Annotated in this window: 25 protein-coding genes; 6 read left to right on the top strand and 19 right to left on the bottom strand. The window is 32.8% G+C overall.

Translation table 11 applies throughout. The annotated features are described in order from the left end of the window. Nucleotides 1–85: 85 nt before the first annotated feature. From Q0912_RS16515 to Q0912_RS16570, 12 genes are all read right to left on the bottom strand, one after another. The gene (locus Q0912_RS16515; RefSeq protein WP_299117175.1) at nucleotides 86–322 is read right to left on the bottom strand and encodes a DUF6095 family protein; all 237 of its coding nucleotides are present in this window, start codon (nucleotides 320–322) and stop codon (nucleotides 86–88) included. Continuing rightward, nucleotides 309–1,121, bottom strand: a complete 813-nt coding sequence (gene murQ / locus Q0912_RS16520; RefSeq protein WP_299117177.1) for an N-acetylmuramic acid 6-phosphate etherase — start codon at nucleotides 1,119–1,121, stop codon at nucleotides 309–311. The genes Q0912_RS16515 and murQ overlap by 14 nt, the downstream gene beginning before the upstream one ends. A gap of 126 nt (nucleotides 1,122–1,247) precedes the next feature. After that, nucleotides 1,248–2,063 (bottom strand): DUF4249 domain-containing protein, encoded by an 816-nt coding sequence (locus tag Q0912_RS16525; protein WP_299117179.1) that lies wholly within the window; start codon nucleotides 2,061–2,063, stop codon nucleotides 1,248–1,250. Nucleotides 2,064–2,068: 5 nt separating this feature from the next. Then, the gene (locus Q0912_RS16530; RefSeq protein ID WP_299117181.1) at nucleotides 2,069–4,447 is read right to left on the bottom strand and encodes a TonB-dependent receptor; all 2,379 of its coding nucleotides are present in this window, start codon (nucleotides 4,445–4,447) and stop codon (nucleotides 2,069–2,071) included. A gap of 122 nt (nucleotides 4,448–4,569) precedes the next feature. Further along, nucleotides 4,570–6,789: an NADP-dependent isocitrate dehydrogenase gene (locus Q0912_RS16535; RefSeq protein WP_299117183.1), complete on the bottom strand. Its 2,220-nt coding sequence runs from the start codon at nucleotides 6,787–6,789 to the stop codon at nucleotides 4,570–4,572. Nucleotides 6,790–6,941: 152 nt separating this feature from the next. Next, nucleotides 6,942–7,514, bottom strand: coding sequence for a pentapeptide repeat-containing protein (locus Q0912_RS16540; protein ID WP_299117185.1), 573 nt, complete (start codon nucleotides 7,512–7,514; stop codon nucleotides 6,942–6,944). A 794-nt stretch (nucleotides 7,515–8,308) separates the two neighbouring features. Beyond that, the gene (gene rplS, locus Q0912_RS16545; protein WP_299117187.1) at nucleotides 8,309–8,659 is read right to left on the bottom strand and encodes a 50S ribosomal protein L19; all 351 of its coding nucleotides are present in this window, start codon (nucleotides 8,657–8,659) and stop codon (nucleotides 8,309–8,311) included. Between the two features lie 201 nt (nucleotides 8,660–8,860). Next, complete coding sequence (locus Q0912_RS16550; protein WP_299117189.1) at nucleotides 8,861–9,304, bottom strand: hypothetical protein; 444 nt, start codon at nucleotides 9,302–9,304, stop codon at nucleotides 8,861–8,863. Nucleotides 9,305–9,306: 2 nt separating this feature from the next. Beyond that, complete coding sequence (gene trmD, locus Q0912_RS16555; protein WP_299117190.1) at nucleotides 9,307–9,984, bottom strand: tRNA (guanosine(37)-N1)-methyltransferase TrmD; 678 nt, start codon at nucleotides 9,982–9,984, stop codon at nucleotides 9,307–9,309. Nucleotides 9,985–10,204: 220 nt separating this feature from the next. Continuing rightward, entirely contained in the window at nucleotides 10,205–10,831 is a 627-nt protein-coding gene (locus Q0912_RS16560; protein WP_299117192.1) for a tRNA (guanine-N1)-methyltransferase, read from the bottom strand. Between the two features lie 201 nt (nucleotides 10,832–11,032). Then, entirely contained in the window at nucleotides 11,033–12,481 is a 1,449-nt protein-coding gene (locus Q0912_RS16565) for a glyceraldehyde-3-phosphate dehydrogenase (protein WP_299117194.1), read from the bottom strand. 139 nt (nucleotides 12,482–12,620) lie between these two features. After that, nucleotides 12,621–14,042, bottom strand: a complete 1,422-nt coding sequence (locus Q0912_RS16570; RefSeq protein WP_299117196.1) for a trypsin-like peptidase domain-containing protein — start codon at nucleotides 14,040–14,042, stop codon at nucleotides 12,621–12,623. Nucleotides 14,043–14,194: 152 nt separating this feature from the next. Between Q0912_RS16570 and dapF the strand changes: the two genes are divergently transcribed. The 5 genes from dapF to Q0912_RS16595 all read left to right on the top strand — a co-directional run bounded on the left by dapF (nucleotide 14,195) and on the right by Q0912_RS16595 (nucleotide 18,220). Continuing rightward, nucleotides 14,195–14,974, top strand: coding sequence for a diaminopimelate epimerase (gene dapF, locus Q0912_RS16575; RefSeq protein ID WP_299117198.1), 780 nt, complete (start codon nucleotides 14,195–14,197; stop codon nucleotides 14,972–14,974). After that, entirely contained in the window at nucleotides 14,968–15,492 is a 525-nt protein-coding gene (locus Q0912_RS16580; RefSeq protein WP_299117200.1) for a GNAT family N-acetyltransferase, read from the top strand. The genes dapF and Q0912_RS16580 overlap by 7 nt, the downstream gene beginning before the upstream one ends. A gap of 4 nt (nucleotides 15,493–15,496) precedes the next feature. Beyond that, nucleotides 15,497–16,540 carry an endolytic transglycosylase MltG gene (gene mltG, locus Q0912_RS16585; RefSeq protein WP_299117202.1) on the top strand — a complete coding sequence of 348 codons (1,044 nt, stop codon included), beginning with the start codon at nucleotides 15,497–15,499 and terminating at the stop codon, nucleotides 16,538–16,540. 3 nt (nucleotides 16,541–16,543) lie between these two features. Next, the gene (locus Q0912_RS16590; RefSeq protein WP_299117203.1) at nucleotides 16,544–17,446 is read left to right on the top strand and encodes a DUF2279 domain-containing protein; all 903 of its coding nucleotides are present in this window, start codon (nucleotides 16,544–16,546) and stop codon (nucleotides 17,444–17,446) included. A gap of 117 nt (nucleotides 17,447–17,563) precedes the next feature. After that, on the top strand, nucleotides 17,564–18,220 hold the full coding sequence (locus tag Q0912_RS16595; RefSeq protein WP_299117205.1) for a peptidoglycan-binding protein LysM: 657 nt from the start codon (nucleotides 17,564–17,566) through the stop codon (nucleotides 18,218–18,220). Here the strand turns inward: Q0912_RS16595 and Q0912_RS16600 are convergent. From Q0912_RS16600 to dnaA, 4 genes are all read right to left on the bottom strand, one after another. Then, nucleotides 18,217–18,927, bottom strand: coding sequence for an SAM-dependent methyltransferase (locus Q0912_RS16600; RefSeq protein ID WP_299117207.1), 711 nt, complete (start codon nucleotides 18,925–18,927; stop codon nucleotides 18,217–18,219). The two genes, Q0912_RS16595 and Q0912_RS16600, sit on opposite strands and share 4 nt — an antisense overlap. 4 nt (nucleotides 18,928–18,931) lie before the next feature. Further along, nucleotides 18,932–20,305 carry a PQQ-dependent sugar dehydrogenase gene (locus Q0912_RS16605; RefSeq protein WP_299117209.1) on the bottom strand — a complete coding sequence of 458 codons (1,374 nt, stop codon included), beginning with the start codon at nucleotides 20,303–20,305 and terminating at the stop codon, nucleotides 18,932–18,934. A 65-nt stretch (nucleotides 20,306–20,370) separates the two neighbouring features. Continuing rightward, the gene (locus Q0912_RS16610) at nucleotides 20,371–20,835 is read right to left on the bottom strand and encodes a low molecular weight protein-tyrosine-phosphatase (protein ID WP_299117211.1); all 465 of its coding nucleotides are present in this window, start codon (nucleotides 20,833–20,835) and stop codon (nucleotides 20,371–20,373) included. A gap of 11 nt (nucleotides 20,836–20,846) precedes the next feature. Next, a complete protein-coding gene (dnaA, locus tag Q0912_RS16615) occupies nucleotides 20,847–22,274 on the bottom strand; it encodes a chromosomal replication initiator protein DnaA (protein WP_299117213.1) in 1,428 nt (475 codons plus the stop codon). A 197-nt stretch (nucleotides 22,275–22,471) separates the two neighbouring features. Here dnaA and Q0912_RS16620 point away from each other — a divergent pair, with 197 nt between their 5' ends. Beyond that, a complete protein-coding gene (locus Q0912_RS16620) occupies nucleotides 22,472–22,879 on the top strand; it encodes a thioesterase family protein (RefSeq protein WP_299117215.1) in 408 nt (135 codons plus the stop codon). Here Q0912_RS16620 and Q0912_RS16625 read toward each other — a convergent pair. From Q0912_RS16625 to Q0912_RS16635, 3 genes are read right to left on the bottom strand one after another with little or no spacing between them, the layout of a single operon-like run. Beyond that, on the bottom strand, nucleotides 22,874–23,488 hold the full coding sequence (locus Q0912_RS16625; protein WP_299117322.1) for a YigZ family protein: 615 nt from the start codon (nucleotides 23,486–23,488) through the stop codon (nucleotides 22,874–22,876). The genes Q0912_RS16620 and Q0912_RS16625 overlap by 6 nt on opposite strands. Next, the gene (locus Q0912_RS16630; protein ID WP_299117217.1) at nucleotides 23,478–24,302 is read right to left on the bottom strand and encodes an EamA/RhaT family transporter; all 825 of its coding nucleotides are present in this window, start codon (nucleotides 24,300–24,302) and stop codon (nucleotides 23,478–23,480) included. Before Q0912_RS16630 ends, Q0912_RS16625 begins: the two co-directional genes overlap by 11 nt. A gap of 29 nt (nucleotides 24,303–24,331) precedes the next feature. Continuing rightward, the gene (locus tag Q0912_RS16635) at nucleotides 24,332–24,943 is read right to left on the bottom strand and encodes an HAD family phosphatase (protein ID WP_299117219.1); all 612 of its coding nucleotides are present in this window, start codon (nucleotides 24,941–24,943) and stop codon (nucleotides 24,332–24,334) included. Nucleotides 24,944–24,969 lie beyond the last annotated feature (26 nt).

Raw genomic sequence — 24,969 nt, forward strand, 5'->3', positions numbered from 1 at the left:
TTTTTTGAACACCCTTACTATTTTTTAGTAAGGGTGTTTTGCTTTTTATAAACCTTACTTTAGTAAATTGTAGATTTAATAATCTCTATTTCTTTTTAAATATGCTATTCAGTATAGTATTAAGGCCTATAAATAGCATGGCTATAGCTGTTATGCAGAGTATAATAGATGCAATAAGTAAAGGTATATAAAGCGGTTTATCATCATTATCTAAAGCGAGGTGTAATAATGTTGGTCCAGCAAACATTAGAAAGAGGCAAATACCCATTTGTTTTAATCCTTTACCTAGCAGTTGTTTATCAGTTCTGTTATTTTCGTCCATGGATTATACTTTGTCTAACACTTTTATATTCTTGAAGTAATTTTGAAGCTTCTTCTTTCGAGATGTTTAATTCGTTCATAACCATTTTTACACCTCTATCTACTAGCTTATCATTGCTGAGTTGCATGTCTACCATTTTATTACCTTTTACTCTTCCTAATTTAATCATAGTAGTTGTAGTAATTATGTTAAGGACTAATTTTTGAGCTGTTCCTGCTTTCATTCTTGAACTCCCTGTTAAGAATTCTGGTCCAACAATAACTTCTATAGGAAATTGCGCTGTTTGACTCAAAGGGCTATTTTTATTACAGGTAATACATCCGGTGGTAATATTATTTTCATTGCATTGTTTTAAAGTATGTACAACATATGGTGTGGTACCAGATGCTGCAATGCCAATTACTATATCTTTTTCTGATATGTTATATTTCTGAAGATCTTTCCAACCTTGAGTAGTTGAATCTTCTGCATTTTCGACAGCTTTTCTAATGGCCTCATCTCCTCCTGCTATTAACCCAATTACTAAATCATGAGAGACACCAAATGTAGGCGGACATTCTGAAGCATCTAAAATACCTAAACGACCACTTGTGCCAGCGCCTATATAGAATAGTCGACCACCATTTTTTAATTTCTCGACAACATTATAGACTAATGTTTCTATTTGAGAAATGGACTTTTCTACTGCTAGAGGCACCGTTTTATCTTCGGAATTAATGCTGGTAATTATCTCATTAATTGACATCTTTTCTAGATGATTATAATGAGAATCTTCTTCAGTGGTCTTGGTAAAATTCATAGTTTAAAGGTAAGAAATAATTTGGCTGATTGGTGCGTTAGTGGTAGTAACGGCATCCTCTGCTTTTTGAGGCAGAGATATAGTGGATGACGCGACCCTTTTGGGTGACGCCAACAAAGAAAATTACTACTCTACTGTGTAAATAAGTTCATCGACTTCTGAAAGCCTAAAATAACCAAATGGAAAATTATCTGGGTTAGTTATATTAATACAGTTTCCTCTAACGGTTGCTGGCTGTGTCTCAAACGGACCGCCACCTTCTTCGCTACCTTGTTGTAGTAATATAAACATAAACTCATAAAAACGTTCACTTACTCCATAGTTTCTTATGGTTACTATATCCCCAGATTCGAGGTCTTCTTCGGTATAAAAGCCAAAGATTTGATTGCCATCGGTAAATCTATCATCATAAACTTCTAGCGTAGGAATTACAGGTATGTTACTTATAAATTCGAAGAAGTAATAATTTTCTATATCTGCAGGGTCGGTATAGAATGCTTTAAGTTCTATATCTTCGCCAGAAAAACCTCCTTCATTTTCTTGTTCTACAAAGTCAATAGGTACAACAGATTTGAGCGTTTCAGTACCAGTATATGTTTCTCCTTGATATTGAATGGTCAAGATGTATATTTCATCTATTACGGGTACAAATGCGTTGTTTCTATATATACCGCTTTGTCCATCTTCAATAAAACTAAATGTGTTATTATTTGAATCTGTAATTTGAACATTTGCGCCATTTGCTGGCGGTACGTCATCATCAAAGAAAGGTGCTGTAAGGCTTAGTTTTATGCTTTGTTCATTTCCTGATGTGTTTTTAAACCAATTAATAGAAGCGTCTATAACTAATCTTGGCTCGGTTTCGTTAAGATCTACGTCTATAACATCTTCGCAATTTGTGCAAAAACTAAAAAGCAATATTAAGATTAATAATTTTTTCATTAGTTCTAAAATTTAAAATTATAAGACACTGATGGCACTATACCAAATATAGCAAGGCGTACAGCTTCATTTGTGCCAGACATTCTGTTTTCTCTAAATGTAATATTAGCTGCATTTCTGCGGTTATAAACGTTATATATACCAAATACCCACTCTCCTTTAAATCGTTTTTCACTATCGGGTTTAGGGTTATAATTTACAGCCAAATCTAATCTGTGATAACTTGTTAATCTGCTAGAATTTCTGGCTTCGTAGCTAGGTACGGTTATACCATTATATTGGTATTGGCCATTAGGAAATGTTGCTGGTTGACCAGTTTGAAATATAAAATTAGAACTAAACGACCATTTCTTATTTAAGTCGTAGCTTCCGGTTAGAGAGATATCGTGGGTTTTATCAAAAGGTGTATTATACCACTTTCCATTATTTATACCAGTTTCTATTGTAGTTCTACCTTGTGTACGCTGCTCGGATTTTGATAATGTGTAAGCTAACCAACCTTTAAGTTTGCCCTCGTTTTTTCTAAATAAAATTTCCATTCCATACGCTCTCGCTTCTCCATTAAGTATAACTTGTTCTATAGCGTTATTTGCTATTAAATCTGCACCGTCTGTATAATCGATACGGTTTTGTATGGTTTTATAAAACCCCTCAATTTCTAATGAATATTCATTATCCTTGAATGTTCTAAAATATCCTAAAGCCACTTGGTCTAGCAACTGAGGTTTAACATATTTACCACTTGGTGTCCAAACATCTAAGGGAGTAGGTGAGCTTGTATTTGATAGAAGATGCAAGTATTGACTCATTCGATTATAACTTGCTTTGATAGATGACTTATCATTTAATTGATATGCAATTGCTAAACGCGGCTCGATATTTGCAAAAGATTCAATAATATCGCTACGATCAAATGTTTCGGTACCTATTGGGTCTGCTTTTTCATAAATACCAAGTTCTTCATTGAAGATAACAGGATTATTATTATCATAAATATTTAGCTCGTCTTGACCCAAACGATGAAAAGTACTAAATCTGGCACCATAACTTACAGATAGTTTATTACTCAACTTATGCTCTGCATCAATATAAATGGCATTTTCAAAAGCATACTTATCAATTAGTTTAAAGGGGTTTATACCAGAACTTTCGGTTGTAGGTTCGATTTCGCCTGGATTGAATTTATAGTAGATGCTATTGAGGCCATATTCTAGCTTAAAATTATTGCTTATATAATGCTTAAAATCGTATTTAAGATTAAAATTCCTAATACCAGATTCCCAATCGAACTCAACAAAATTCAACTTTAATCCATAATAGTAGTCTGAATAAATTAATGAAAGATTTGAAAATAGCTTGTCTGAAAATAGGTGATTCCAACGAAAATTTACTACAGTATTACCATAAGTATTTTCGAAACTATCTTGAATTTCAAATACATCTCTTCCAAAATAACCAGAAAGGTAGATGCTATTGTTAGCATTAAGCCTATAACTCAGTTTAGTGTTTAAATCATAGAAATAAGCGACATTATCTAAATCGAAAAGCGGTAAAAACAAATGCGCATAACTGCTTCTTCCACCTAATAAAAAAGAACCTTTGTCTTTTTTGATCGGTCCCTCTGCTAATAATCTACTAGAAATTAGTCCGATCCCTCCATTCATATGGAACTCGCTACTATTCCCTTCTTTTTGATAGATATCTAGTACAGAAGATACACGACCTCCATATTTTGCTGGAATTCCACCCTTGTATAATTTGATGTCCTTTATGGCATCGGGATTAAAAACTGAAAAGAAACCAAATAAGTGTGATGAGTTGAAAATGGTCGCTTCATCTAATAAAATAAGATTCTGATCTGCAGCTCCACCTCTAACGTTAAAGCCAGAAGAACCTTCACCTGCATTAGTCACACCTGGAAGTAAAGTAATTGATTTTATAACATCAACTTCTCCAAGAACTACAGGCATATTTTTAATGGTCTTAATCGTAAGACTATTAACACTCATTTGAGGTTTTTTGATATTTAGCTTTTCTACATCTTCTGTTATAACAACAGCTTCTAGGCTTTCAGCTGATTCAGTAAGCTTAAAACTTTTAATCATGTCGTTATTAAGAATAATAGTTTCAGAAATGGTTTTAAAGCCTAAATAGCTTATTTGTATGTTGTAAGTTCCTTCTGGTAATGTAATAGAGTAGAAACCATATTCATTTGTCATCGTTCCGGATTGAATTTCTGGAATGATAATGTTAACACCAATTAATGTTTCGTTGCTTTGACTATCGGTAATTGTTCCACTTAGAGTAAATTTTTCTTGAGCAAGAATTGTAGTAAGAGGACTTAAAAATAGAAAGAGTAATAGTACTCTAAAGCATGTAGTCATAATTTATTATATGAGTTTTGAATGATGATGTTATGTTTAAACGATTAACCTAAAGGATTGTTACACTAAATTATTGAATATTAAAAGAGCTTCAATTTTATTGAAGCTCTTTTAACATAAGTTTAGTTTAATATAGAATTAAGTGTTTTGCTAGGTCGCATTTCATTGCTTGTTAAGCTTTCATTAGGTAAATAATAACCATCAATATTAACCGATTTACCTTGGCAATCTATCAGCTCTTTTACGATTATGTCTTGCTGAGAAGATAACTGATTATAAATCTCAGTAAATTCAGATTTTAGTGATTCGTCTTTATTTTGGTTAGCAAGAGCTTCAGCCCAATACATAGCTAAATAAAAATGACTACCTCTATTATCTAACTCATTTACTTTTCTAGAAGGCCCTTTTTTATTTTCTAGCAATTTTTCTGTAGCGTCATCTAGTGTTTCGCCTAAGATTTTTGCTTTTTCATTATCATTTACTTCACCAAAATGGTCTAAAGACACTGCTAAGGCCAAAAATTCTCCAAGAGAATCCCAACGTAGATGATTTTCCTTTACAAATTGTTGTACATGTTTTGGGGCAGATCCACCAGCACCTGTTTCAAATAAGCCACCACCATTCATTAATGGTACTATAGATAGCATTTTAGCACTTGTGCCTAATTCTAAAATTGGGAATAAATCTGTTAAATAATCTCTAAGGACATTACCCGTAACTGAAATAGTATCTTTTCCGACTTTTACACGATCTAATGTGAATTCAGTTGCTTCAATAGGTGAGAGTATTCTAATATCTAAACCATTAGTATCATGGTTTGGTAAATATTGATTTACTTTTTTAATTAGTTCTGCATCATGAGATCTATTTTTGTCTAACCAAAAAACTGCAGGTGTTTGAGAGGCTCTAGCTCTTGTAACTGCTAGTTTTACCCAATCTTGGACAGGAGCATCTTTGACCTGACACATTCTCCATATATCACCAGTTTCAACATTATGTGATGTTAAAATGTTATCTGATGCATCTATAACTTCTACTTTTCCGTTTGAAGCAATTTCAAAAGTTTTATCATGTGACCCATATTCTTCAGCTTTTTGAGCCATTAACCCTACATTAGGAACAGTTCCCATGGTGGTTGGATCAAACGCTCCGTGTTTTTTGCAAAAATCTATTGTAGCAATATATACACCAGCATAACTACTATCTGGAATAATGGCTTTAGTATCTTGTTGCTTGCCATCTGCATTCCACATTTGCCCAGAGGTTCTAATCATTGCTGGCATAGAAGCATCTATTATGACATCGCTAGGCACATGAAGGTTTGTAATACCTTTATCACTATTTACCATGGCTAATTCTGGGCCATTGTTAAGGGCAGTCTTTATATCTGCTTCAATTTCATTACGTTTTGCTTCCGATAGCTCTTCTAAATTTTCTAATAGATTTCCAAAGCCATTATTAACGTCAACACCTATACCTTCTAAAGTTTCAGAATGTTTGTCAAACACAGATTTAAAATAAGTTCGCACAGCATGACCAAATATGATAGGGTCAGAAACCTTCATCATTGTTGCTTTCATGTGCAAAGACATTAAGACATCTTGGTCTTTAGCATTTTTAATCTCTTTATCTAAGAAATTTAATAATGCTTTTTTATTCATGTATGTGGTATCAATAATTTCTCCTTGTAATAAAGCTAAATTATCCTTTAAAGTTGTTTTATTGCCGTTATCATCTGTATGGATAATCTTAACTGTTGTAGCTTCAGCTAGTGTAACAGAAGTCTCATTATGTGCAAAATCGCCTTGCGACATTGTAGCTACATGTGTTTTAGAGTCTGATGTCCAAGACCCCATGCTATGAGGGTTTTTCTTAGCATAATTTTTAACAGCTTTTGGGGCACGTCTATCTGAGTTTCCTTCTCTTAAAACAGGGTTTACAGCACTGCCTTTTACTTTATTGTAGCGTGTTTTTATATCTTTTTCAGTATCATTTTTGGGATTTTCGGGATAATCAGGAAGTTTATAACCTTTAGCCTGCAACTCTTCAATAGCATCAGTTAATTGTGGAATTGAAGCACTAATATTTGGTAGTTTTATGATATTAGCTTCTGGCTTTTTTGCCAATTTACCCAATTCTGCTAATGTGTCATCTACTTTTTGTTCTTCTGTTAGGTAATCTGGAAACACAGCTAAAATCCTTGCTGCAAGAGAAATATCTTTAGTCTCAATAGTAATACCTGAAGATTTTGTAAAGGATTGAACAATAGGTAAAAAAGAGCGTGTTGCTAAAGCGGGTGCTTCGTCAGTTTTTGTATAAACAATCTTTGCTGTTTTGGTCATAGGTCGTTAAAAATAAAGTGATTGTGCTAAAGCTTAATTTTAAGCTGTGCAAATATACAAAAATGCTACAGTTTTGTTAGTGTGAGATTGATAAGAGCACGCTAAAAATTTTGATGAATTCGCAATTTATAGCTATTAAAGTTATACTAAAATCACTTCACTTTTATTTTGAATGTTTTTAGTAGTCCTGAAAGGTTTTCTTTTGAGAAAATGGCATTCTTTAAATTGTTTCTTGAAGGATCTATACTGAAGTTGAAAGCTGTAGATAAATCTGATTTTTCCAGATTGGTGTTTTCGAATATCACATCTTGTAAATCGCATTGTTGAAATAGACAGGATTTAATTTCAGAAAATGTAAAATCCACTTGATGTAATTTGCAATCGTAAAACTTAGTATTATTAATAGTTAACTCTGAGAACGTACTTAGACTTAAGTTACATCTATTAAAATGAAAAGCCATTAAAAAGCTGTTACAGTCTTTAAAGTTTACACCAACTAATTTGCAAGTTGTAAATATTGTATCATTAAATGTAGTATGCTTTACGTTAACATTACTAAAATTACAGTCAAAAAATTCGCACTCCAAAAACACAATGTTAGAAATATCAGAGTTTTCAAAATTACAATTTGTAAAAGCACAATAGCTGTATTCTGCTTTAGAAAGCATACTGGTTCTATAATCTTGATTGGTAAAATTTTGATTATCTATGTGCGGTAAGTTCATACCGTAAATATAAGGCTATGAGATAAATTTTGTATAAGAAAAGTGAGTTGTAAGGCTTTTTAGGTAATACTTAAATGAGCTCTATGATTATGTATAGTATAATCATTTTGTTTAAAGGGCAAATCTTTAAATTTTTGCAAAACAAAAAGCCATATCACTCAGAATAATCTGTGCTGACATGGCTTCTTTAGAAACAGTACTAACGTGACTTATTTAGTTTTCACTAACTCAGCTGTATGGTTTACACCATCATCCTTTTCAGTTCAAGTGTTTCTGTTTCGGTGAAACGTTTCATACCTTTCAAAATGTATTGACCTGATACTACTAAGTTTCTTAAGACTTGTTTTTCTTGATGTTTTCTTTTTTATCATTCACTTGCGTGTTTGATACGGCTAAAAACATTGCTCATCCTTTTCGCGTTCACTTTCGCTTCCGTTACTTCTTCAAAGCTTTCCACTTAGACTTTACAACCTGCAAAGCATACTATAATAAAACCTTAGCTTCATGATCAGTTTCCCAACACTTGCCTACACAAGCGGTTTGCTAACCTCAAAAAACAATCTCAATATATAAAGAACGTTACTTTATTACAATTTAACATAAATTCAAAATTTCTTTTAAAACCAAACTAGGTTTGTTGTTAATTGTTTAGCTAAAGTATATTTCTATTGCGAAAAAACAAATTTTTTAACCAATTAGATATAAACATCTTATAAACTATACTTATTAACAAAAGTTAATAACCAAAAAAGCTCTCGATATCGAGAGCTTTTTTATAAGGTATGTAAGTTAAATTATCTTCTAACTTCTTTAATTCTTGCTTTTTTACCAGTAAGACCTCTAAAGTAGAATATACGTGCTCTACGTACTTTACCACGTTTGTTAACTTCAACTTTTTGTAATGCAGGTAAGTTAACTGGGAAGATACGTTCTACACCAATTGTACCTGACATTTTACGGATGGTAAATGTTTCAGAAGTTCCTGTTCCTTTGCGTTGTAATACTACACCTTTAAAGAACTGCGTACGTGTTTTGTTTCCTTCTTTAATTTCGTAGTATACTGTAATTGTATCACCAGCACTAAATTCTGGAAGGTCTTTTTTGGTTACAAATTCGTCTTGTACAAATTTTACTAAAGAATCCATTGTTTTTTCTTTTATTATGGTTGCTTTATACTAACATTCACGATTTTCGCCAGAGGTTAATATAAAGTGGGTGCAAAGATAATTATTAATTAGTAATTGGCAATTAATAATACAAAATTTTAATGGACTTAATTTTGTAGATTGTTCAGGCGTTTATTTGTTGAGTTACTAGCTATTACTAGTTATTCTGTAAATTAAATACTACCAACAATCATTAAAGAAAGTTGAGTATAGAATTAAACCTTCTTTTAATTGTCCGTCTTCATCAAAAAAATAAAGAAATTCACCATTCTTTTTTATTGTCCATTGATTTGTAACTAAAGATGCATATATAGTATCTGTGCTTTGATTTCTCTTTAATAAAAATGCGTAATCAAAACTTTCAGATAAACCATTTTCAATCTTTTTAAAACTGGAGACTTCTTCATAGAAATGATTTGGATTATGGTTTAATTTAATTTTTGCAAACTCTAAATCACCAAATTCCCAAAATGTTTCTTCATTTGGAGGTACAGAATAAGTTTGCATATCCATAAATTTTATTACTTCAATATTTTCAACTAAGTCTATTTCTTTTAATTTATTTGAATCTTGACAGGAATTGAATATAATTGAAACTAATATTAGTGTAATAATTTTACCCATTGTTAATCTTCTAATAAGTCTGGTCGTCGTTCTTGAGTACGTTTATACGCTTGTTCTTCGCGCCATTTCTCTATTTCGCCAAAATTACCACTAAATAATATCTCTGGTACTTTCATGCCTTTATATTCTCTTGGTCTGGTGTAAATAGGTGGTGCTAATAAATTATCCTGAAACGAATCGGTGAGGGCAGAAGTCTCATTGCCTAAGACACCTGGTATTAATCTTATAACAGCATCGCATAATACTGCTGCTCCCAGTTCTCCACCAGACAATACATAATCACCAATAGAGATCTCTCTGGTTATTAAGGTGTCGCGTACACGCTGATCGACTCCTTTATAATGACCACAAAGAATAATAATATTTTCTTTTAGGGATATTTGGTTAGCAATACCTTGATTTAAACGTTCACCATCTGGAGTCATATAGATTATCTCATTATAACTACGCTCGGCATGTAAGCTTGAGATGCACTTGTCTATAGGTTCTATAGACATTACCATACCTGCTCCACCTCCAAATTGGTAATCGTCTACAGATTTATAATTATCAGAGGTATAATCTCTAAGATTATGAAAATGTACTTCTACTAAATTAGCTTCTATGGCACGTTTTAGTATGGAAGCCTCGAAAGGACTTTTTATAAGTTCTGGTAAAACGGTAATAATATCTATACGCATGGTTTATATAAATAGAGTGTAAAGATAGGTTTAATTGAGAGATTTCAAATGGGAAGAAATTTGTTTAGATTGGTTATATCAATACTTAATTTAATCATAGTTTCCCATTTAGTAAATGTAGTAAACCTAATTAATTCGTTCATAAAGCAACAAAAAAATCCGCAACTAGTGTTGCGGATGTGATATTATTATATCTAGAGATTCTTTATTACAGTATGTATTAAGTCTTATTCTTATTAATCTCGTCTTGTAGTTGACGTCTCACTTTTTGCTCACGCTCTAATGCTGTGCGCCTGTGCTCTTCAAATTCTGTTTCTACTTCTTCTAGTTTAAATTTGGCATCTCTTGTCGCTGAGTTACTGCCTTTAAACTTATAAATAAAGAATAATAAAAATGCCAGTAATACACCAATAATAGACCACATAATGACATTGTAATTGGTTTTACTGGTTTGCATACCTAGTAATGTCATATTATTTTTTTCTTTATTGGTTTGGTCTAAAGTACTTTCCGTATTACCAAGTTTAGCTTTTAGATCCTCTATCTCTTTAGCTTGGGTTTTAACTGTGTTTTCAGAATCTTCTAATGTTTTGTATGTCGTTTTAAGCGAATCTAAAACATTGGCTTTAAGCTTTAAAAGTGAACTGTATTTTACAGCCTCGTACTTTTGACCTTTTAGACCTTTAAAGTTGCCAGATTTTCTAAAAATATATTCAAATTGACTATCGATAGTACCACGATCTAATGATAACTGATCTTCGGCTTCATCTTTTTTTGTCTGACTGTTTATGGATTGTAGGCTAAATGTAACTATAAGAATTACAGTAACTTTGGTTAAGAATTTCATCCTTAATATAATTTTTGGTTGCGTTAGATTAATTAGGTGCCAAGATAACAATTATAAATAAATTACTTGGCAAATCGACTTTGAAATAGAAAAGCCAATTTATATACGATCGAAGTTTAAAAATGGATGTTGTTGCGTCGCTTAAAAGCAAAAAAATCTTGCCGTTAAGCAAGATTTTTATATTTCCTTTTTCAAAGAATCCTAATAGTAAGCATAGCGTCTTACCTTAGAAATATATTTTGCTAATCTAATAACCTGGTGGCTGTAACCATATTCGTTATCATACCATATATATAATATCGCATTTTTACCATCTTCTCTAACAATTGTTGCTTTGCTATCGTATATAGAAGGTGCAGAACTACCAACAATATCACTAGACACCAATTCATCGCTCATTTCGTATTTAATTTGTTCAACTAAATCACCTTCGAGTGCGTATTTTTTCATTATGGTATTCATGCTTTCTGCAGAGGTTTCATTTTCTAATTCTAAATTTAGAATAGCTAACGAACCATTTGGTACAGGAACTCTAATAGCATTAGAGGTTAACTTACCTTCTAGTGATGGTAATGCTTTACTAACGGCTTTTCCAGCACCAGTTTCAGTAATAACCATGTTTAGACCTGCAGCTCTACCACGTCTGTATTTTTTGTGAAAATTATCTACTAGGTTTTGATCATTGGTATAGGCATGAATGGTTTCTAAATGACCAGATTTAACACCAAAAGAATCTTCAACAGCTTTTAAAACTGGTGTAATAGCATTTGTTGTACAAGATGCTGCAGAGAAAATATCTACTTTATCTGGGTTGTGTTCTAAATGGTTGACACCATGAACAATGTTAGGTACTCCTTTTCCTGGTGCTGTTAACAATACCTTGCTTACACCCTTAGATTTTAAGTGTCTGCCCAGTGCTTTATCGTCTCTAAACGCTCCTGTATTATCAATTACCAGAGCATTATTAATACCATATATAGTGTAATCAATATCTTCTGGTGCATTAGCCGAAATAATATTTACGGTAGTTCCATTAATAATCAATGCGCTGTTCTTTACATCAACACTTACCATGCCTGAAAAATCTCCATGTACAGAATCATTTCTTAGCAATGAAGCACGTTTTTCTAAAACAGTTTCATTAATGTCTCCACGAGTTACAATAGCACGTAAGCGTAATTGGTTACCTTTTCCTGTACGCGTCATTAATTCGCGTGCTACCAAACGTCCGATTCTACCAAAACCATAAAGCACAACGTCTTTTGGCTCTATATTTTTAGATTTTTTTGCTTCTCCTAATTTGGCAGAAACAAAAGCCGTAGCATTTTCGTACTTCTGATCTTCGAGGTGGTACTCATAGGTTAATTTTCCGATGTCTAATTTAGCAGGTGGTAAGTTTAAGTTTTTAATAGCCTGCGCAATTTCTACAGAATCAAAAATTGAAATTGGTTTTTGAACAAATTCACCAGCATACTCATGCAGGTTTAAAATTTCGCTCACTTTTCTATCAATTAATTGATTTCTAAATAAAACCAGCTCAATAGAATTGTCGTACCAAAGGTCGCTTATTGTTTTAATAAATTCTACCGTTGCTCTGCGACGATCTGCTTGAAACGCTAACTCTTTTTCGTAAGTGTCGTTAAAACCCATTTTGTTTTGGTTTAGTGTTTTTAAATTTTGCGCAAAAATACATATTTCAAACGTTTTCGTAACACTTTTTATCGAAAATAAAAACCCTTCAAAGTATAATACTCTGAAGGGTGATTTTTCAATCTGTTTTTAATGGGTTTTATCTAAAGTTATAGACTACCTTTTCACCTTGTATGTTAATAACTTCAATTTGAAGGGGTTCATTGTATTTTCTAGTTTTTAATGCATTCTCAGCATCATCTACACTATAAAGTTTTTTTCCATTTATTTTCGTGACTATACTACCTTCTTCAACACCATTTCTATTCCAGTAAGACTCATAGTTTTCATCAAGCTCAGTGATTTTTAAACCATAATCTGCACCAAAATTATTTAAATCCTTTTCCGAAGCATTTTTAACAAAACCAATGGTTTCGACAATTGTGGTAGAAGGCTTTAGTAGTGTGACAGGTAAAACTTCTTCGTTACCATTTCTTATTAAAGTCACATCAACCACATCATTAGGGCTTTTGGTTTTAAGATAACCTGTTAAATCCGAAAATTTACTGATCTCTACACCATCAATTTTTCTAATGATGTCACCAGATTTTATACCTGCTTTTTCAGCTCCAGTATCTTCAGTTACGTCACTAACATAAAACCCTTCTGCTATATCTAATCCTTTTTCTTCGGCAAATTTACTGTTTAATGCTCCACCAACAACACCTAGAATACCGTTTTGTACATTGCCGTATTCCATAATATCATTAACAATCTTTCTTGCAATATTACTGGGTACAGCAAAAGAATAACCTATATAGGACCCAGTACGAGATGATATAGCCGTGTTTATACCTATTAAATCTCCATTTGTATTAACTAAGGCACCACCCGAATTCCCTGGATTTACTGCAGCATCGGTTTGTATGAATGATTGTGTATTGCGACCACTTAGGTCTCTAGATTTTGCGCTGATAATACCAGCAGTGACTGTAGAATTTAAGTTAAACGGATTCCCCACAGCTAAAACCCATTCGCCAATCTTGGCACTATCAGAGTCGCCAAAAGCCATAAAAGGTAAATCCTCATCAGTTTCAACTTTTAGTAAGGCTATGTCTGTAGCCTCATCTGTACCAATCAACTCAGCCATATAAGACTTGTTGTTGTTTAATGTTATGCTAATCTCATTAGCATTTTGAATCACGTGGTTATTGGTAACAATATATCCAGTTGGTGAGATAATAACTCCACTACCTGTGCCAACTTGTGCACGTTGCTGGCTACGACCAAAAAATAAATCTTGCATTGTCATTGGAGCAGAAACGATGGCAGTATTTTTAACATGTACTACAGCATCAAGTGATTTTTCTGCAGCCTCAACAAAATTCGACGTCATATTATCTACACGGTTATCAGATGTATCTACATTTGTATGCGATGTAGCTACATAGATAGGTAAGTCATTAGCCTGTTCTATAACTAATTGCTCTTGTTGACTTTCTTCAAAAAAAAGTTTGTATCCTCCTAAAGTCAATAGACCACCTAATACCGAAACACAAACTAAGGTTAATATCTTCTTCATAATTTTTCAGAATTTAAGTTTAAACTATTTAACGATTAAATTTAAATATTTATTGAATCTCATTTTTGATTTTAACGACTATTTAACGTCAACTTTAACGCCACATTAACATCACATTTCTCAGTCTAATATTCTTATATTTGCCAATACTTATGAAGATGACATTTTACAAATATCAGGGTACAGGAAATGACTTTATTATTGTTGACAATCGTTTACAGAAAATCAACAAAAATAATACCAAGCGTATTGCAGAGTTATGTGATAGACGTTTTGGCATAGGAGCAGATGGATTTATCCTTTTAGAAAATGACAAATCTTCAGATTTTAAAATGGTGTATTATAACGCAGATGGTAATGAAAGCAGTATGTGTGGTAATGGAGGGCGTTGTATTACTGCATTTGCTAAGTTTTTAGGAATTATAGTAGATGAAGCCAAATTCAATGCGGTAGATGGATTGCATAAAGCAAAAATTGAAAATGATGTAGTGCATTTACAAATGCAAAATGTTGATACCATAGAGGTTTTTGATAAATACCTTTTTTTAGATACAGGTTCACCTCATCATATTGAAATGGTTGCCGATATTGAAAATTTTAATGTAAAACAACAAGGATCTGCAATAAGATATGGAGAGCCTTATGGCAAAATTGGAAGTAATGTTAATTTTGTTGAACAAATTGCCGAAAATCGATTTGCTGTAAGAACATATGAGCGTGGAGTGGAGGACGAGACTTTGTCTTGCGGTACTGGCGTGACTGCTGTAGCTTTGGCTATGCATTTTAAAGCTCAAACCTCCAAAAACATTATACATCTAAAAACACGAGGTGGAGAGCTTAAAGTGAGCTTTAATAAAAACGAGAAAGGCTATAACAATATTTGGCTTATAGGTTCTGCTGAACAAGTTTTTAAAGGAGATATAGAATGGTAAGTTTAAAAGGCGAACATATTTATTTAAGAGCCTTGGAGCCAGAGGATTTAAATTTTGTACATAAGGTTGAAAATGATACATCGCTCTGGCATTTGAGTGACACCCAAACACCATACTCTAGATTTTTAATAAAAAAATACCTCGAAAATGCACAGCAAGATATTTTTGAAGCAAAACAATTACGTTTAGCTATTTGTACAAACGACGACAATACTATTGGACTTATAGACGTTTTTGATTTTAATGTTAAGAATAAACGTGCTGGTATTGGAATTTTAATTCAGGATGAATCGGATAGATACAAAGGTTATGGTAGAGAAGCTTTGAAGCTGTTGAGTGACTATTGTTTTAAAACGCTTCATTTACATCAGGTATATGCAAATATTTCAGAGCATAATAAAGCTAGCTTAAAATTATTTGAGGGCAATGGGTTTAAAATTATAGGATTGAAAAAAGACTGGAGTTTTGATGGTAATGGGTTTTTAAACGAATACATTTTACAACGTATTAACGACTAACACAATGTACATTAAAAAAATTTTATGGGCAATTGCCTTAATCGGACTTGTAATTTTTGCAGTTATAGCTTATTATATCTATGGTGCAATGTTTAAGCCCAATACAGCTTTCAACAATGAAACAGCTTATATCTATATACCTACAAATGCCAGTTATCCTCAGGTTAGAGAACAACTAGAGCCGCTTTTGGATAATATTGATACTTTTGATGCTCTTGCGAATCAAAAAAAATATACGACTAATATTAAGGCTGGTCGTTTTGCCATATCTAAAGACATGAGCAATAATGATATTGTCAACTCTATTAGGAGTAAAAATTTACCAATAAAGATTGCATTTAATAATCAACATAATATAGCGGATTTAGCAGGAAGAATAAGCACACAAATAGAAGCTGATAGCGTATCGTTGTATGCAGCAATGAATGATACCACTTTTTTGAGTAAGAACGGATTTACTAAAGCTACTGCTCTAGGTATGTACTTACCTAATAGTTATGAATTCTTTTGGAATACATCTGCCGAGGGGTTTAGAGATAAAATGCTCAAAGAATACAATCGCTTTTGGAATGAAGACAGACTTAATAAAGCCAAAAGGATAAACCTTACACCTGATGAAGTGATGACACTAGCTTCAATTGTGCACGAAGAGTCTAAACAAGCAGATGAACAACCAAGAGTAGCAGGTGTTTACCTTAATAGATTGCGTATAGGTATGGCTTTACAAGCTGATCCTACGTTAAAATTTGCTGCTTATCAATTACCAAAATACCAAAACACAGTTATAAGGAGAGTGTTGAATATTCATAAAGAAATCGATTCACCTTATAATACCTACAAGAACTCAGGATTACCACCTGGATTAATTGCCATGCCAGATTTATCAGCAGTAAAAGCTGTTTTAAATGCCGAAAAACATAATTATCTTTATTTTGCTGCAGATGCAAAGCGCATTGGTTATCATAAGTTTGCTAAAACTCTAGCACAGCACAATAATAATGCTAGGGAATATCAGCGTTATTTATCTTCACAGGGTATTAATAGATAGGGTTTGAAAGAGAGGCTTTACATCATCTTATGGCTTTGCATTTCTGGTTCGCTTTTTTCACAATCTAAACTCGATCAATTTTTAGAACCAAGTGATACTTTAAATGTATCTAGACGAAATTCAGTGGTTGTAACAGAAGTCTCATTAGCTTCAATTGCACTTATTGGGCTCGATCAATTGTGGTATTCAGATTATCCAAGATCAAAATTCAAAACTATTAACGATGGTGGCGAGTGGTTGCAAATGGATAAGCTGGGTCACGTATTTTCTTCCTATCAATTGGGGCGTTTAGGGGCAAATACTTTAAATTGGGTTGGTGTTAGTAAAAAGGATCAATTGATATATGGGTCTACTTTAGGCTTAGGTTTTTTAACTGCTATTGAGGTTATGGATGGCTTTTCTGAAGAATGGGGATTCTCCTGGACAGATATGTTTGCCAATGTAGCTGGTACAGGATTGTATGTTGGACAAGAATTATTATGGCAAGAACAACGCATTACATTAAAATATTCATTTCATCGTACACATTTTGCTAAAAAACGCCCAGATAAACTCGGTGATGGTTGGACTGAGGAATTTTTAAAAGATTATAATGGTCAAACGTATTGGTTAAGTGCTAATATCAATTCGTTTTTAAAGATTGAAGGTGTACCAAATTGGTTGAATTTGGCTTTTGGCTATGGGGCAGATGGAATGCTAACGGGTGAGCCTAAAGATCCTTTGTTTTTAAATCAAAATAGAATACGTCAATATTACTTGAGCTTAGATGTTGATTTAACTCGAATTAAAACAAATTCACGCTTCCTAAAAACCATATTTGATGTTTTTAATGTTATTAAAGTGCCTTTTCCTACATTAGAGCTTAATAATAAAGGGCGTGTAAAACTACATTATATCTACTTTTAGCGAGTTTTAACAAAGCTTAACAGGTTGATTTTCAATATTTATAAAAAAGTCGTATATTTGCACGCGAATTTGATAAGACAAGTTGGGGACTGTTTTATTAGTTTAAAATTAGCTGTTATGATAAAAAGTAAGGTTAAGAATTTTTTATTACCGTTTACTATCTGTTTACTAATTGCCCTAGCATTGTATCCAGATTCCTCACTAGATTCTAATCAGTATTCTACTGAAGGCTTAGATCTTAATTATAATCTTTCTGAGCAATTAGCAATGGCATCAGATTCTGACGCTACAAATCCTAGTATTTTTACACCGCATCTAGGTAAATCTTTTGAAGGTTTTAAAGAAGCTTTAGCGTTTAAAGAATCTCGAGGTAATTATTTTACTGTAAACACATTAGGGTATTTAGGAAAATACCAGTTTGGTGCAGAAACATTAAAGCTTATAGGTATCTATAATCCTAATCAGTTTTTATATAATCCAGAATTACAAGAAAAGGCATTTATTGCCAATGCTGAGCGTAACAAGTGGATTTTAAGAAAAGATATAAAGCGTTTTGAAGGTAAGGTTATAGGTGGTGTGGAAATTACAGAATCTGGTATTTTAGCAGCTGCACATTTAGCTGGTCCTGGTAGTGTTAAAAAGTATTTGCGTAGTTATGGAAGTCATAATTTTTCAGATGCTTATGGTTCTACAGTAAAGCATTACATGAGAAAATTTTCGGGCTATGATACTTCTGTATTAGAACCTAATAAAAAAGCTAAAGCCAGAATTTAATCTTTTTGTATAATGAAGATAGCTGGTCTTTTATGAAGATCTTCTTTATTATTTTTCCAATCCTTTGCAGGCAATGTTTTGATAAACTCTGAGGGCAGTGTGAGGTCGCATGCAACACAAACTCTAGTTTGTGGATGAAGAACCTTAGTTAAATCCTCTAACATCTTCATGTTCCTGTATGGGGTTTCTATGAAGATCTGTGATTGATTTTGCTCAAAAGAGAGGCGTTCTAATGCTTTAAGTTTAGTTTTTCGTTCATTTTTATCAATGGGCAAATAACCATTAAATGCAAAGCTCTGACCATTCATGCCAGAAGCCATTAACGCTAGTAGTATTGAAGAAGGACCTACTAGCGGTACAACCTTTATGTTCATTTGATGCGCCAAGTTTACAATATCCGAACCAGGGTCTGCAATAGCTGGGCAACCAGCTTCTGATAATAATCCGATAGACTTGCCTTCAAGACATGGGTTTAAAAAGGTATTGCGCTCACCTTCAGTAGTATATTTGTTTAAAACATTTAATTTTAATTTTGACTGAGACTTACCAGGTGAAATTCGTTTTATAAAACGACGAGCTGTTTTTTCATTCTCAACTATATAATAGTCAATATCTTCAATTACTTTTTTAATTGAGATTGGTAACACCTCAAGAGGTGGATTATCACCTAATCGTGTTGGTATAAGATATAATTTTTCTTTTTTCAATACATTATTTGATTACTAATTTTTTAGTAATAGCACCTCCACTTTCTACTGTAATGGTAATAAAATATAAACCTGTAGGTGAAGTATTTAAGTCTATATTTTTCTTTAAGGCATTAATATTAGTTTCCGAAAAAATTAAGCTTCCTTTTATATCTACAATAGAAATATTCTGTATTTTTTGATTCTTAATAGCGATTTCAAAATTACCAGAAGTGGGATTTGGTGTTATTGTCAAAGAGTTTTCTAACGTGTATTCGTCAATAGATAGTACAGAGCCTTTTACTCTATATATAGTGCCTCCAATATCAGCAATGTAAAGTTCTTTGTTAATGTCTTCTCCAAAGCTAACCCAGGAGCCTCCAAAATCACCATGATTGGTAATATTATAAGAAGCATCCAAAGTACTTATTTGACCATTACCAAAGGTGGCGAAAATATATACGCCAGCAATATCACTGTAAACAGAACCTCTATATACATAACCACCTATAACATTACAAAAACAAGGAGGAATTGGATATTCAGCTACAGGAAAGGTTAATGTGCTGGCTGATGGACAGCCAGAGGTATTGAAGGTATTACTACCTTCGTAGCATCTCCAGCCATAATTTAAGCCAGAAGCAGATATATCAACTTGATTAATTTCTTCAGTTGAGTTTTGCCCTACATCACCAATCCAAAGTTTGCTATCAGTTAAATCAAAAGAAAAACGCCAAGGGTTACGTAATCCATATGCCCATATCTCATCCCTAGCTGTTGTAACTCCTACAAAAGGGTTATCTGCAGGAATAGCGTAATTTAGAGGAGGACTAGTTGTTGTATTATCTACATCTATACGGAGCATTTTACCTAATAATGTACTTAAAGTTTGTGAGCGATTACCAGGGTCACCACCAGAGCCACCATCTCCAGTGCCAATGTATAAATACCCGTCAGGGCCAAATTCAATACAGCCTCCATTGTGATTACCGAATGGTTGATCTATGGTTAACAATATTAACTCAGAGCTTGCGTCTGCTGTATTTTCGGTATTTCTTGTAAACCTTGATACTACTGTATCACCTGAGTTATTGGTGTAATTAACATAAAAATAACCGTTTGCGGTATAATCTGGGTGAAAAGCAACACTCAATAACCCACGTTCTCCACCACTTGAAACCTTGCTAGTAATATCAAGAAAATTGGTAGTATTAACAGTGCCGTTAGAGTTTAGTATTTTAATTCTTCCGGCTTGCTCTACTATAAATAAGCGGTCGTCTCCAGCATTTTGTATATCAAGAGGGCTTGAAAAACCGCTTGCGAATGATTCAATTTCGATATTCTGTGTAATACCCATATAAAAACATAGGCAAAGAATTGGTAGTAGTAATTTTCTCATAGCGTTAATTTTTAGGGGTGTTTTGCCACTAAATTACAAAAAAACATATAATACTAGGAAATGTATTACAGGTGATTGCGTATTAATTTTTCAGAGAGTAATTGAGAAGTCGATTTAAGAATATTAAAAACATGTTCAAAATCACTCATATCTCCGTAGTAAGGATCTGGTACATTTTTATTTGAAATCGAAGCATTTTCTTCTAAGAATAACTTTACATTACCAATGTCTTTGTTGTTTCTTGCCAGACTAATTATGTTATTATAATTTGAAGCATCCATAGCATAGATATAGTTAAAAGTGTCAAAATCTGATACTTTAAACTGTCTGGCACTCTGATCGCTAATATCTATTCCATGAGTTTTAGCGACCTTAATAGATCGGGAGTCTGGCAAGTTTCCAATATGATAAGCCGCTGTCCCTGCTGAATCTATATAAAAACGATCTATAGGAAGTTTTGACTTTAAAATGCCATGAGCAAGTGGTGAACGGCAAATATTGCCTAAACACACCATGAGAATACGAGTCATGCCATTGAATTTTATAGAGATAGTTTTTTAGCTAAATCTTCAACATATTTTCTAAATTGTTTGTCTGTTGAAGATAAATTATCTACTGTTTTACATGCGTGTAGTACTGTAGCGTGGTCACGTTGACCTATTTGAGATCCAATACTGGCCAATGATGCTTTTGTGTATTTTTTAGCAAAAAACATGGCTAATTGTCGTGCTTGAACTATATGACGCTTTCGTGTTTTAGATTGAAGCGTGCTTACATCCATTTGGAAATAATCAGAAACTACTTTTTGTATATAATCGATAGATACTTCACGTTTAGTATTTTTAACGAATTTCTCTACGATATCTTTTGCGAGGTTAATGGTAATTTCCTTTTTGTTGAAAGATGATTGTGCAATTAACGATATAATGGCTCCTTCTAGCTCTCTTACGTTAGTTTTAATATGCTTGGCAACATATTCAATAATCTCTTCAGGCATTTCTACACCATCTCTATACAACTTGTTCTTAAGTATAGAAACTCGGGTTTCAAAATCTGGGGTTTGTAATTCTGCAGAAAGTCCCCATTTAAATCGCGATAAGAGACGTTGTTCTATATCTTGCATATCTACAGGTGCTTTATCACTTGTTAACACTACTTGCTTGCCATTTTGGTGTAAGTGGTTAAAAATATGGAAAAACACATCTTGAGTGCCTGTTTTACCTGATAAGAATTGTACATCGTCAATAATAAGTACATCAATGATTTGATAGAAGTGAATAAAGTCATTTCTATTATTCTTTTTTACTGAATCTATATACTGTTGGGTAAATTTCTCTGCTGAGATATATAAAACTGTTTTTTCTGGGTATTTATCTTTAATATCAACACCAATGGCATGAGCCAAGTGCGTTTTTCCTAAACCAACACCACCAAAAATTAAAAGGGGGTTAAATGATGTACCGCCAGGTTTATTTGCTACAGCAATACCTGCATTTCTGGCCAGGCGGTTAGAATCTCCTTCTAAGAAATTTTCAAATGTATAACTTGGGTTTAATTGCGATTCAATCTTTACATTTCTAATACCCGGAATTACAAAAGGATTTTTTAGCTCTGGGCTTTTATTATTAAAAGGAACATCTACATCTTGAGATTTTACAGGAGTTCTATTAGAACTTGGTATCTTCTCAGTAAATGGTTGTTTATTGCCATAGGTGTTTTCCATTTTAATAACATAAACCAACTTAGCATCTTCTCCGAGCTCTTTAGTTAGCGAAACTTTCAAGATTTTCACATAATGCTCTTCTAGCCACTCATAGAAAAATTTACTAGGTACCTGAATACTCAATGCATTACCAGAAAGTTTTACAGCTTGTATAGGTTCAAACCAAGTTTTGTAGGCTTGTGGTTGTATATTATCTTTTATAAAGGCGAGACAATTACTCCATACAGATTCCGCTGTGATATCCATTCGTTAAGTTAAATTTTCGTTGTTAGTTAGATTAGCAAAAAAAAAGAGAATTAGGATTCTCTTGTAGTTTTGTGCATGACAAATATGTGAACAAAATTCTTAAAAAAAAAATCAAATATTATTGAATATTTAGAATTTTTTTATCATGTTTAAAACTTGTTGAAATTACAAATTTTTTCTTAAACCGTCCAACAAAAATGAATTTTAATGAAACAAAAATAAGGGTTCGCTATGGTGAGACAGACCAGATGGGCGTTGTATACCATGCTAATTATGCTGTTTATTTTGAGGTTGGCAGAACTGAGTGGCTGCGTGAGTTTGGACTGAGCTATAGTGGTATGGAAGCGGAAGGCATTATGCTTCCTGTGATTTCTTTATCTATAAATTACAAAAATTCAGCACGTTATGACGATGTTCTTAAAGTAAAAACTACATTAAAAAAGATGCCTACTGCATCTATTGAGTTTGAGTATGAACTACGAAATCAAGCCAATGATTTACTGGCAATTGGGCATACAGTTTTAGCTTTTATTGATAAAGAACGCAATAGACCTACGCGTTGTCCAAAATACCTTTTAGATAAACTGCAAAATTATTCGTTATAATTCACGTATTTCAATACCAAAAAACGCATTAAAAAGTTTAAATACTTTATTACTGTTGCCTTTTCTGACAGAGATTTCCAACAAGCAATTGTGCTCTAATGTTTGATTGATGATTTCAGCTCGATTTTCTTTCAACATTCGCATTACCTTACTCATGTTTTTGTATTCAAATTTGAGTTCAAAATTTTTGTCAATAGTCTTTTCTATGATTTTTGAAGCTTCTAAAGCTAATTGCGCTCCGGTTCTGTACGCATTAATCAAACCGCCTACACCAAGTTTTACACCACCATAATAACGGATGACCACTATGAGGATATTGGTCACTCCGAAAGATTGTATTTGTCCATATATGGGCATTCCGGCAGAATTGTTTGGCTCTCCATCATCATTTGCTCTATGCTTCATAGTTTCTGTTTCTATACCTATTTGATAAGCATAACACCAGTGACGTGCTGAGTAATGTTGTTTTTTTAAAGTTTCGATATGAATTTTTACTTGAGCTTCAGTAGTTACTGGAAAAGCAAACCCATAAAACTTACTGTTTTTATCTTTAAAAATTTCTCCTTGAGAAGGTGTTAATATTGTTTTGTATGTATCCTTAATTTCCATCATTAAGTGTTACTAAAATAATTGAAAGTATAGCAGTAGTTATACCTAACCAGTTTTTTGCGGATATTTTTTCTCTAAAAAGTATTAAGCCTATTAATGTTGTAAAGGCAACAATAATAACATTGTTAATAGTGAATATAGAAGAACTCTCAAAACCTTCAACACGTAATGCTTTTAAAAGAAAAAACACAGAGCTGTAATTTGCTATGCCTAGTGCAATACCAAAAGGTATGCTTTTTAATTTAAAATGCTGATTTTCCTTAATTGACTTGTAGCCCAAAATAAAAACCCCAATACTACCAGCAATTCCAAATATTATAGCTAGGAATAACTGCATTTGATTTTTTGGGGCAAAATGATTGACAGAAGTATCTATGATACCAGATCCAAAAAATAAAATAGTTGGCAGGTATAGGGATTGCTTTAGAACTGTATCGCCTTTCTGTTTTATTGAAGTTAAATAAACTGCGACTAAGGCCAAAATGACTCCAACAACTTTTAAAGTTCCTGTACTTTCGTTGTATATAAAAATACCAAATAAAATGGGGATGATAACGCTCATTTTACTAGCGACAGAAACCACAGAAAGGCCATTTCTTTGTGCAGTTAGCGCCATAACATAGAATATACTTATAAAAAGAAAGCCTAATGTTATTGCAGCAAAAAACCAGTTGGTATACAAAATTTCTATACTAATATTGCCTTGATAAAGTAAAGAACCGCTGGTAAAAGCAGTAAAGTAATTAACAACTATAGCTTGTAAAGTATTTATTTTAAACTTGTCAAAGAGTTTAAATAACACAAAAATTGCCATCGATGATAATGTACTGAAAAGTAAATAGATCAAAAGAGCGCTTTTTTGATTTCAAAAAGATTAACAATATCTTCTTGGGTTTCGTTAATATTCCAAACATTAATTCCCAAAGATAGAGCTGCATCAGTGTTTTCTTTAGTGTCATCTACAAAAAGGCATTCTTTTGGATCTAGGTGATTTTCTTGCAAAACAAATTCAAAAACATCATTATTGGGTTTTCTAAGATGTATTTCTTGTGAAAGATAGAATTTATCAAAACATTGCTTAAAATCATTATAAAAGTCAACATTAGCTTTAATAAAATCAATATGCATATCGTTAGTATTGCTTAAAAGTATAAGCTTATAATTACCACTTTGCGCCAAATTTTTAATAAAATTTAAACGCTGTTTTGGAAAGTCTTTGATAATATAATTCCAGGCACTAACAATATCTGACCTACTCAAATTTGAAAATTTTGAAGTGTAAAAATCAATAAACTCTGAAGTAGAAATTTTGCCAATTTCATATCGAATGTTAACATTAATCATATCGTTATCAAATGCATCTAGTTTAAAAAGGTTGAGCGCGTTTTGCATTGCACCTTCTTTGTCTAAGTTGATAAATACATCTCCAAAATCGAATATTAGTGTTTTAATCATATTGTTGTTTTAGTAAAAGCGATAAT

The organism is uncultured Winogradskyella sp. (assembly GCF_947498345.1).
GTDB lineage: Bacteria > Bacteroidota > Bacteroidia > Flavobacteriales > Flavobacteriaceae > Winogradskyella.

Bases quoted from the DNA above. Each gene is read 5' to 3' on its own strand.
- Q0912_RS16515 (WP_299117175.1), bottom strand. From the start codon at position 322: ATGGACGAAAATAACAGAACTGATAAACAACTGCTAGGTAAAGGATTA.
- murQ (WP_299117177.1), bottom strand. From the start codon at position 1,121: ATGAATTTTACCAAGACCACTGAAGAAGATTCTCATTATAATCATCTA.
- Q0912_RS16525 (WP_299117179.1), bottom strand. From the start codon at position 2,063: ATGAAAAAATTATTAATCTTAATATTGCTTTTTAGTTTTTGCACAAAT.
- Q0912_RS16530 (WP_299117181.1), bottom strand. From the start codon at position 4,447: ATGACTACATGCTTTAGAGTACTATTACTCTTTCTATTTTTAAGTCCT.
- Q0912_RS16535 (WP_299117183.1), bottom strand. From the start codon at position 6,789: ATGACCAAAACAGCAAAGATTGTTTATACAAAAACTGACGAAGCACCC.
- Q0912_RS16540 (WP_299117185.1), bottom strand. From the start codon at position 7,514: ATGAACTTACCGCACATAGATAATCAAAATTTTACCAATCAAGATTAT.
- rplS (WP_299117187.1), bottom strand. From the start codon at position 8,659: ATGGATTCTTTAGTAAAATTTGTACAAGACGAATTTGTAACCAAAAAA.
- Q0912_RS16550 (WP_299117189.1), bottom strand. From the start codon at position 9,304: ATGGGTAAAATTATTACACTAATATTAGTTTCAATTATATTCAATTCC.
- trmD (WP_299117190.1), bottom strand. From the start codon at position 9,984: ATGCGTATAGATATTATTACCGTTTTACCAGAACTTATAAAAAGTCCT.
- Q0912_RS16560 (WP_299117192.1), bottom strand. From the start codon at position 10,831: ATGAAATTCTTAACCAAAGTTACTGTAATTCTTATAGTTACATTTAGC.
- Q0912_RS16565 (WP_299117194.1), bottom strand. From the start codon at position 12,481: ATGGGTTTTAACGACACTTACGAAAAAGAGTTAGCGTTTCAAGCAGAT.
- Q0912_RS16570 (WP_299117196.1), bottom strand. From the start codon at position 14,042: ATGAAGAAGATATTAACCTTAGTTTGTGTTTCGGTATTAGGTGGTCTA.
- dapF (WP_299117198.1), top strand. From the start codon at position 14,195: ATGAAGATGACATTTTACAAATATCAGGGTACAGGAAATGACTTTATT.
- Q0912_RS16580 (WP_299117200.1), top strand. From the start codon at position 14,968: ATGGTAAGTTTAAAAGGCGAACATATTTATTTAAGAGCCTTGGAGCCA.
- mltG (WP_299117202.1), top strand. From the start codon at position 15,497: ATGTACATTAAAAAAATTTTATGGGCAATTGCCTTAATCGGACTTGTA.
- Q0912_RS16595 (WP_299117205.1), top strand. From the start codon at position 17,564: ATGATAAAAAGTAAGGTTAAGAATTTTTTATTACCGTTTACTATCTGT.
- Q0912_RS16605 (WP_299117209.1), bottom strand. From the start codon at position 20,305: ATGAGAAAATTACTACTACCAATTCTTTGCCTATGTTTTTATATGGGT.
- Q0912_RS16610 (WP_299117211.1), bottom strand. From the start codon at position 20,835: ATGACTCGTATTCTCATGGTGTGTTTAGGCAATATTTGCCGTTCACCA.
- dnaA (WP_299117213.1), bottom strand. From the start codon at position 22,274: ATGGATATCACAGCGGAATCTGTATGGAGTAATTGTCTCGCCTTTATA.
- Q0912_RS16620 (WP_299117215.1), top strand. From the start codon at position 22,472: ATGAATTTTAATGAAACAAAAATAAGGGTTCGCTATGGTGAGACAGAC.
- Q0912_RS16625 (WP_299117322.1), bottom strand. From the start codon at position 23,488: ATGGAAATTAAGGATACATACAAAACAATATTAACACCTTCTCAAGGA.
- Q0912_RS16630 (WP_299117217.1), bottom strand. From the start codon at position 24,302: ATGGCAATTTTTGTGTTATTTAAACTCTTTGACAAGTTTAAAATAAAT.
- Q0912_RS16635 (WP_299117219.1), bottom strand. From the start codon at position 24,943: ATGATTAAAACACTAATATTCGATTTTGGAGATGTATTTATCAACTTA.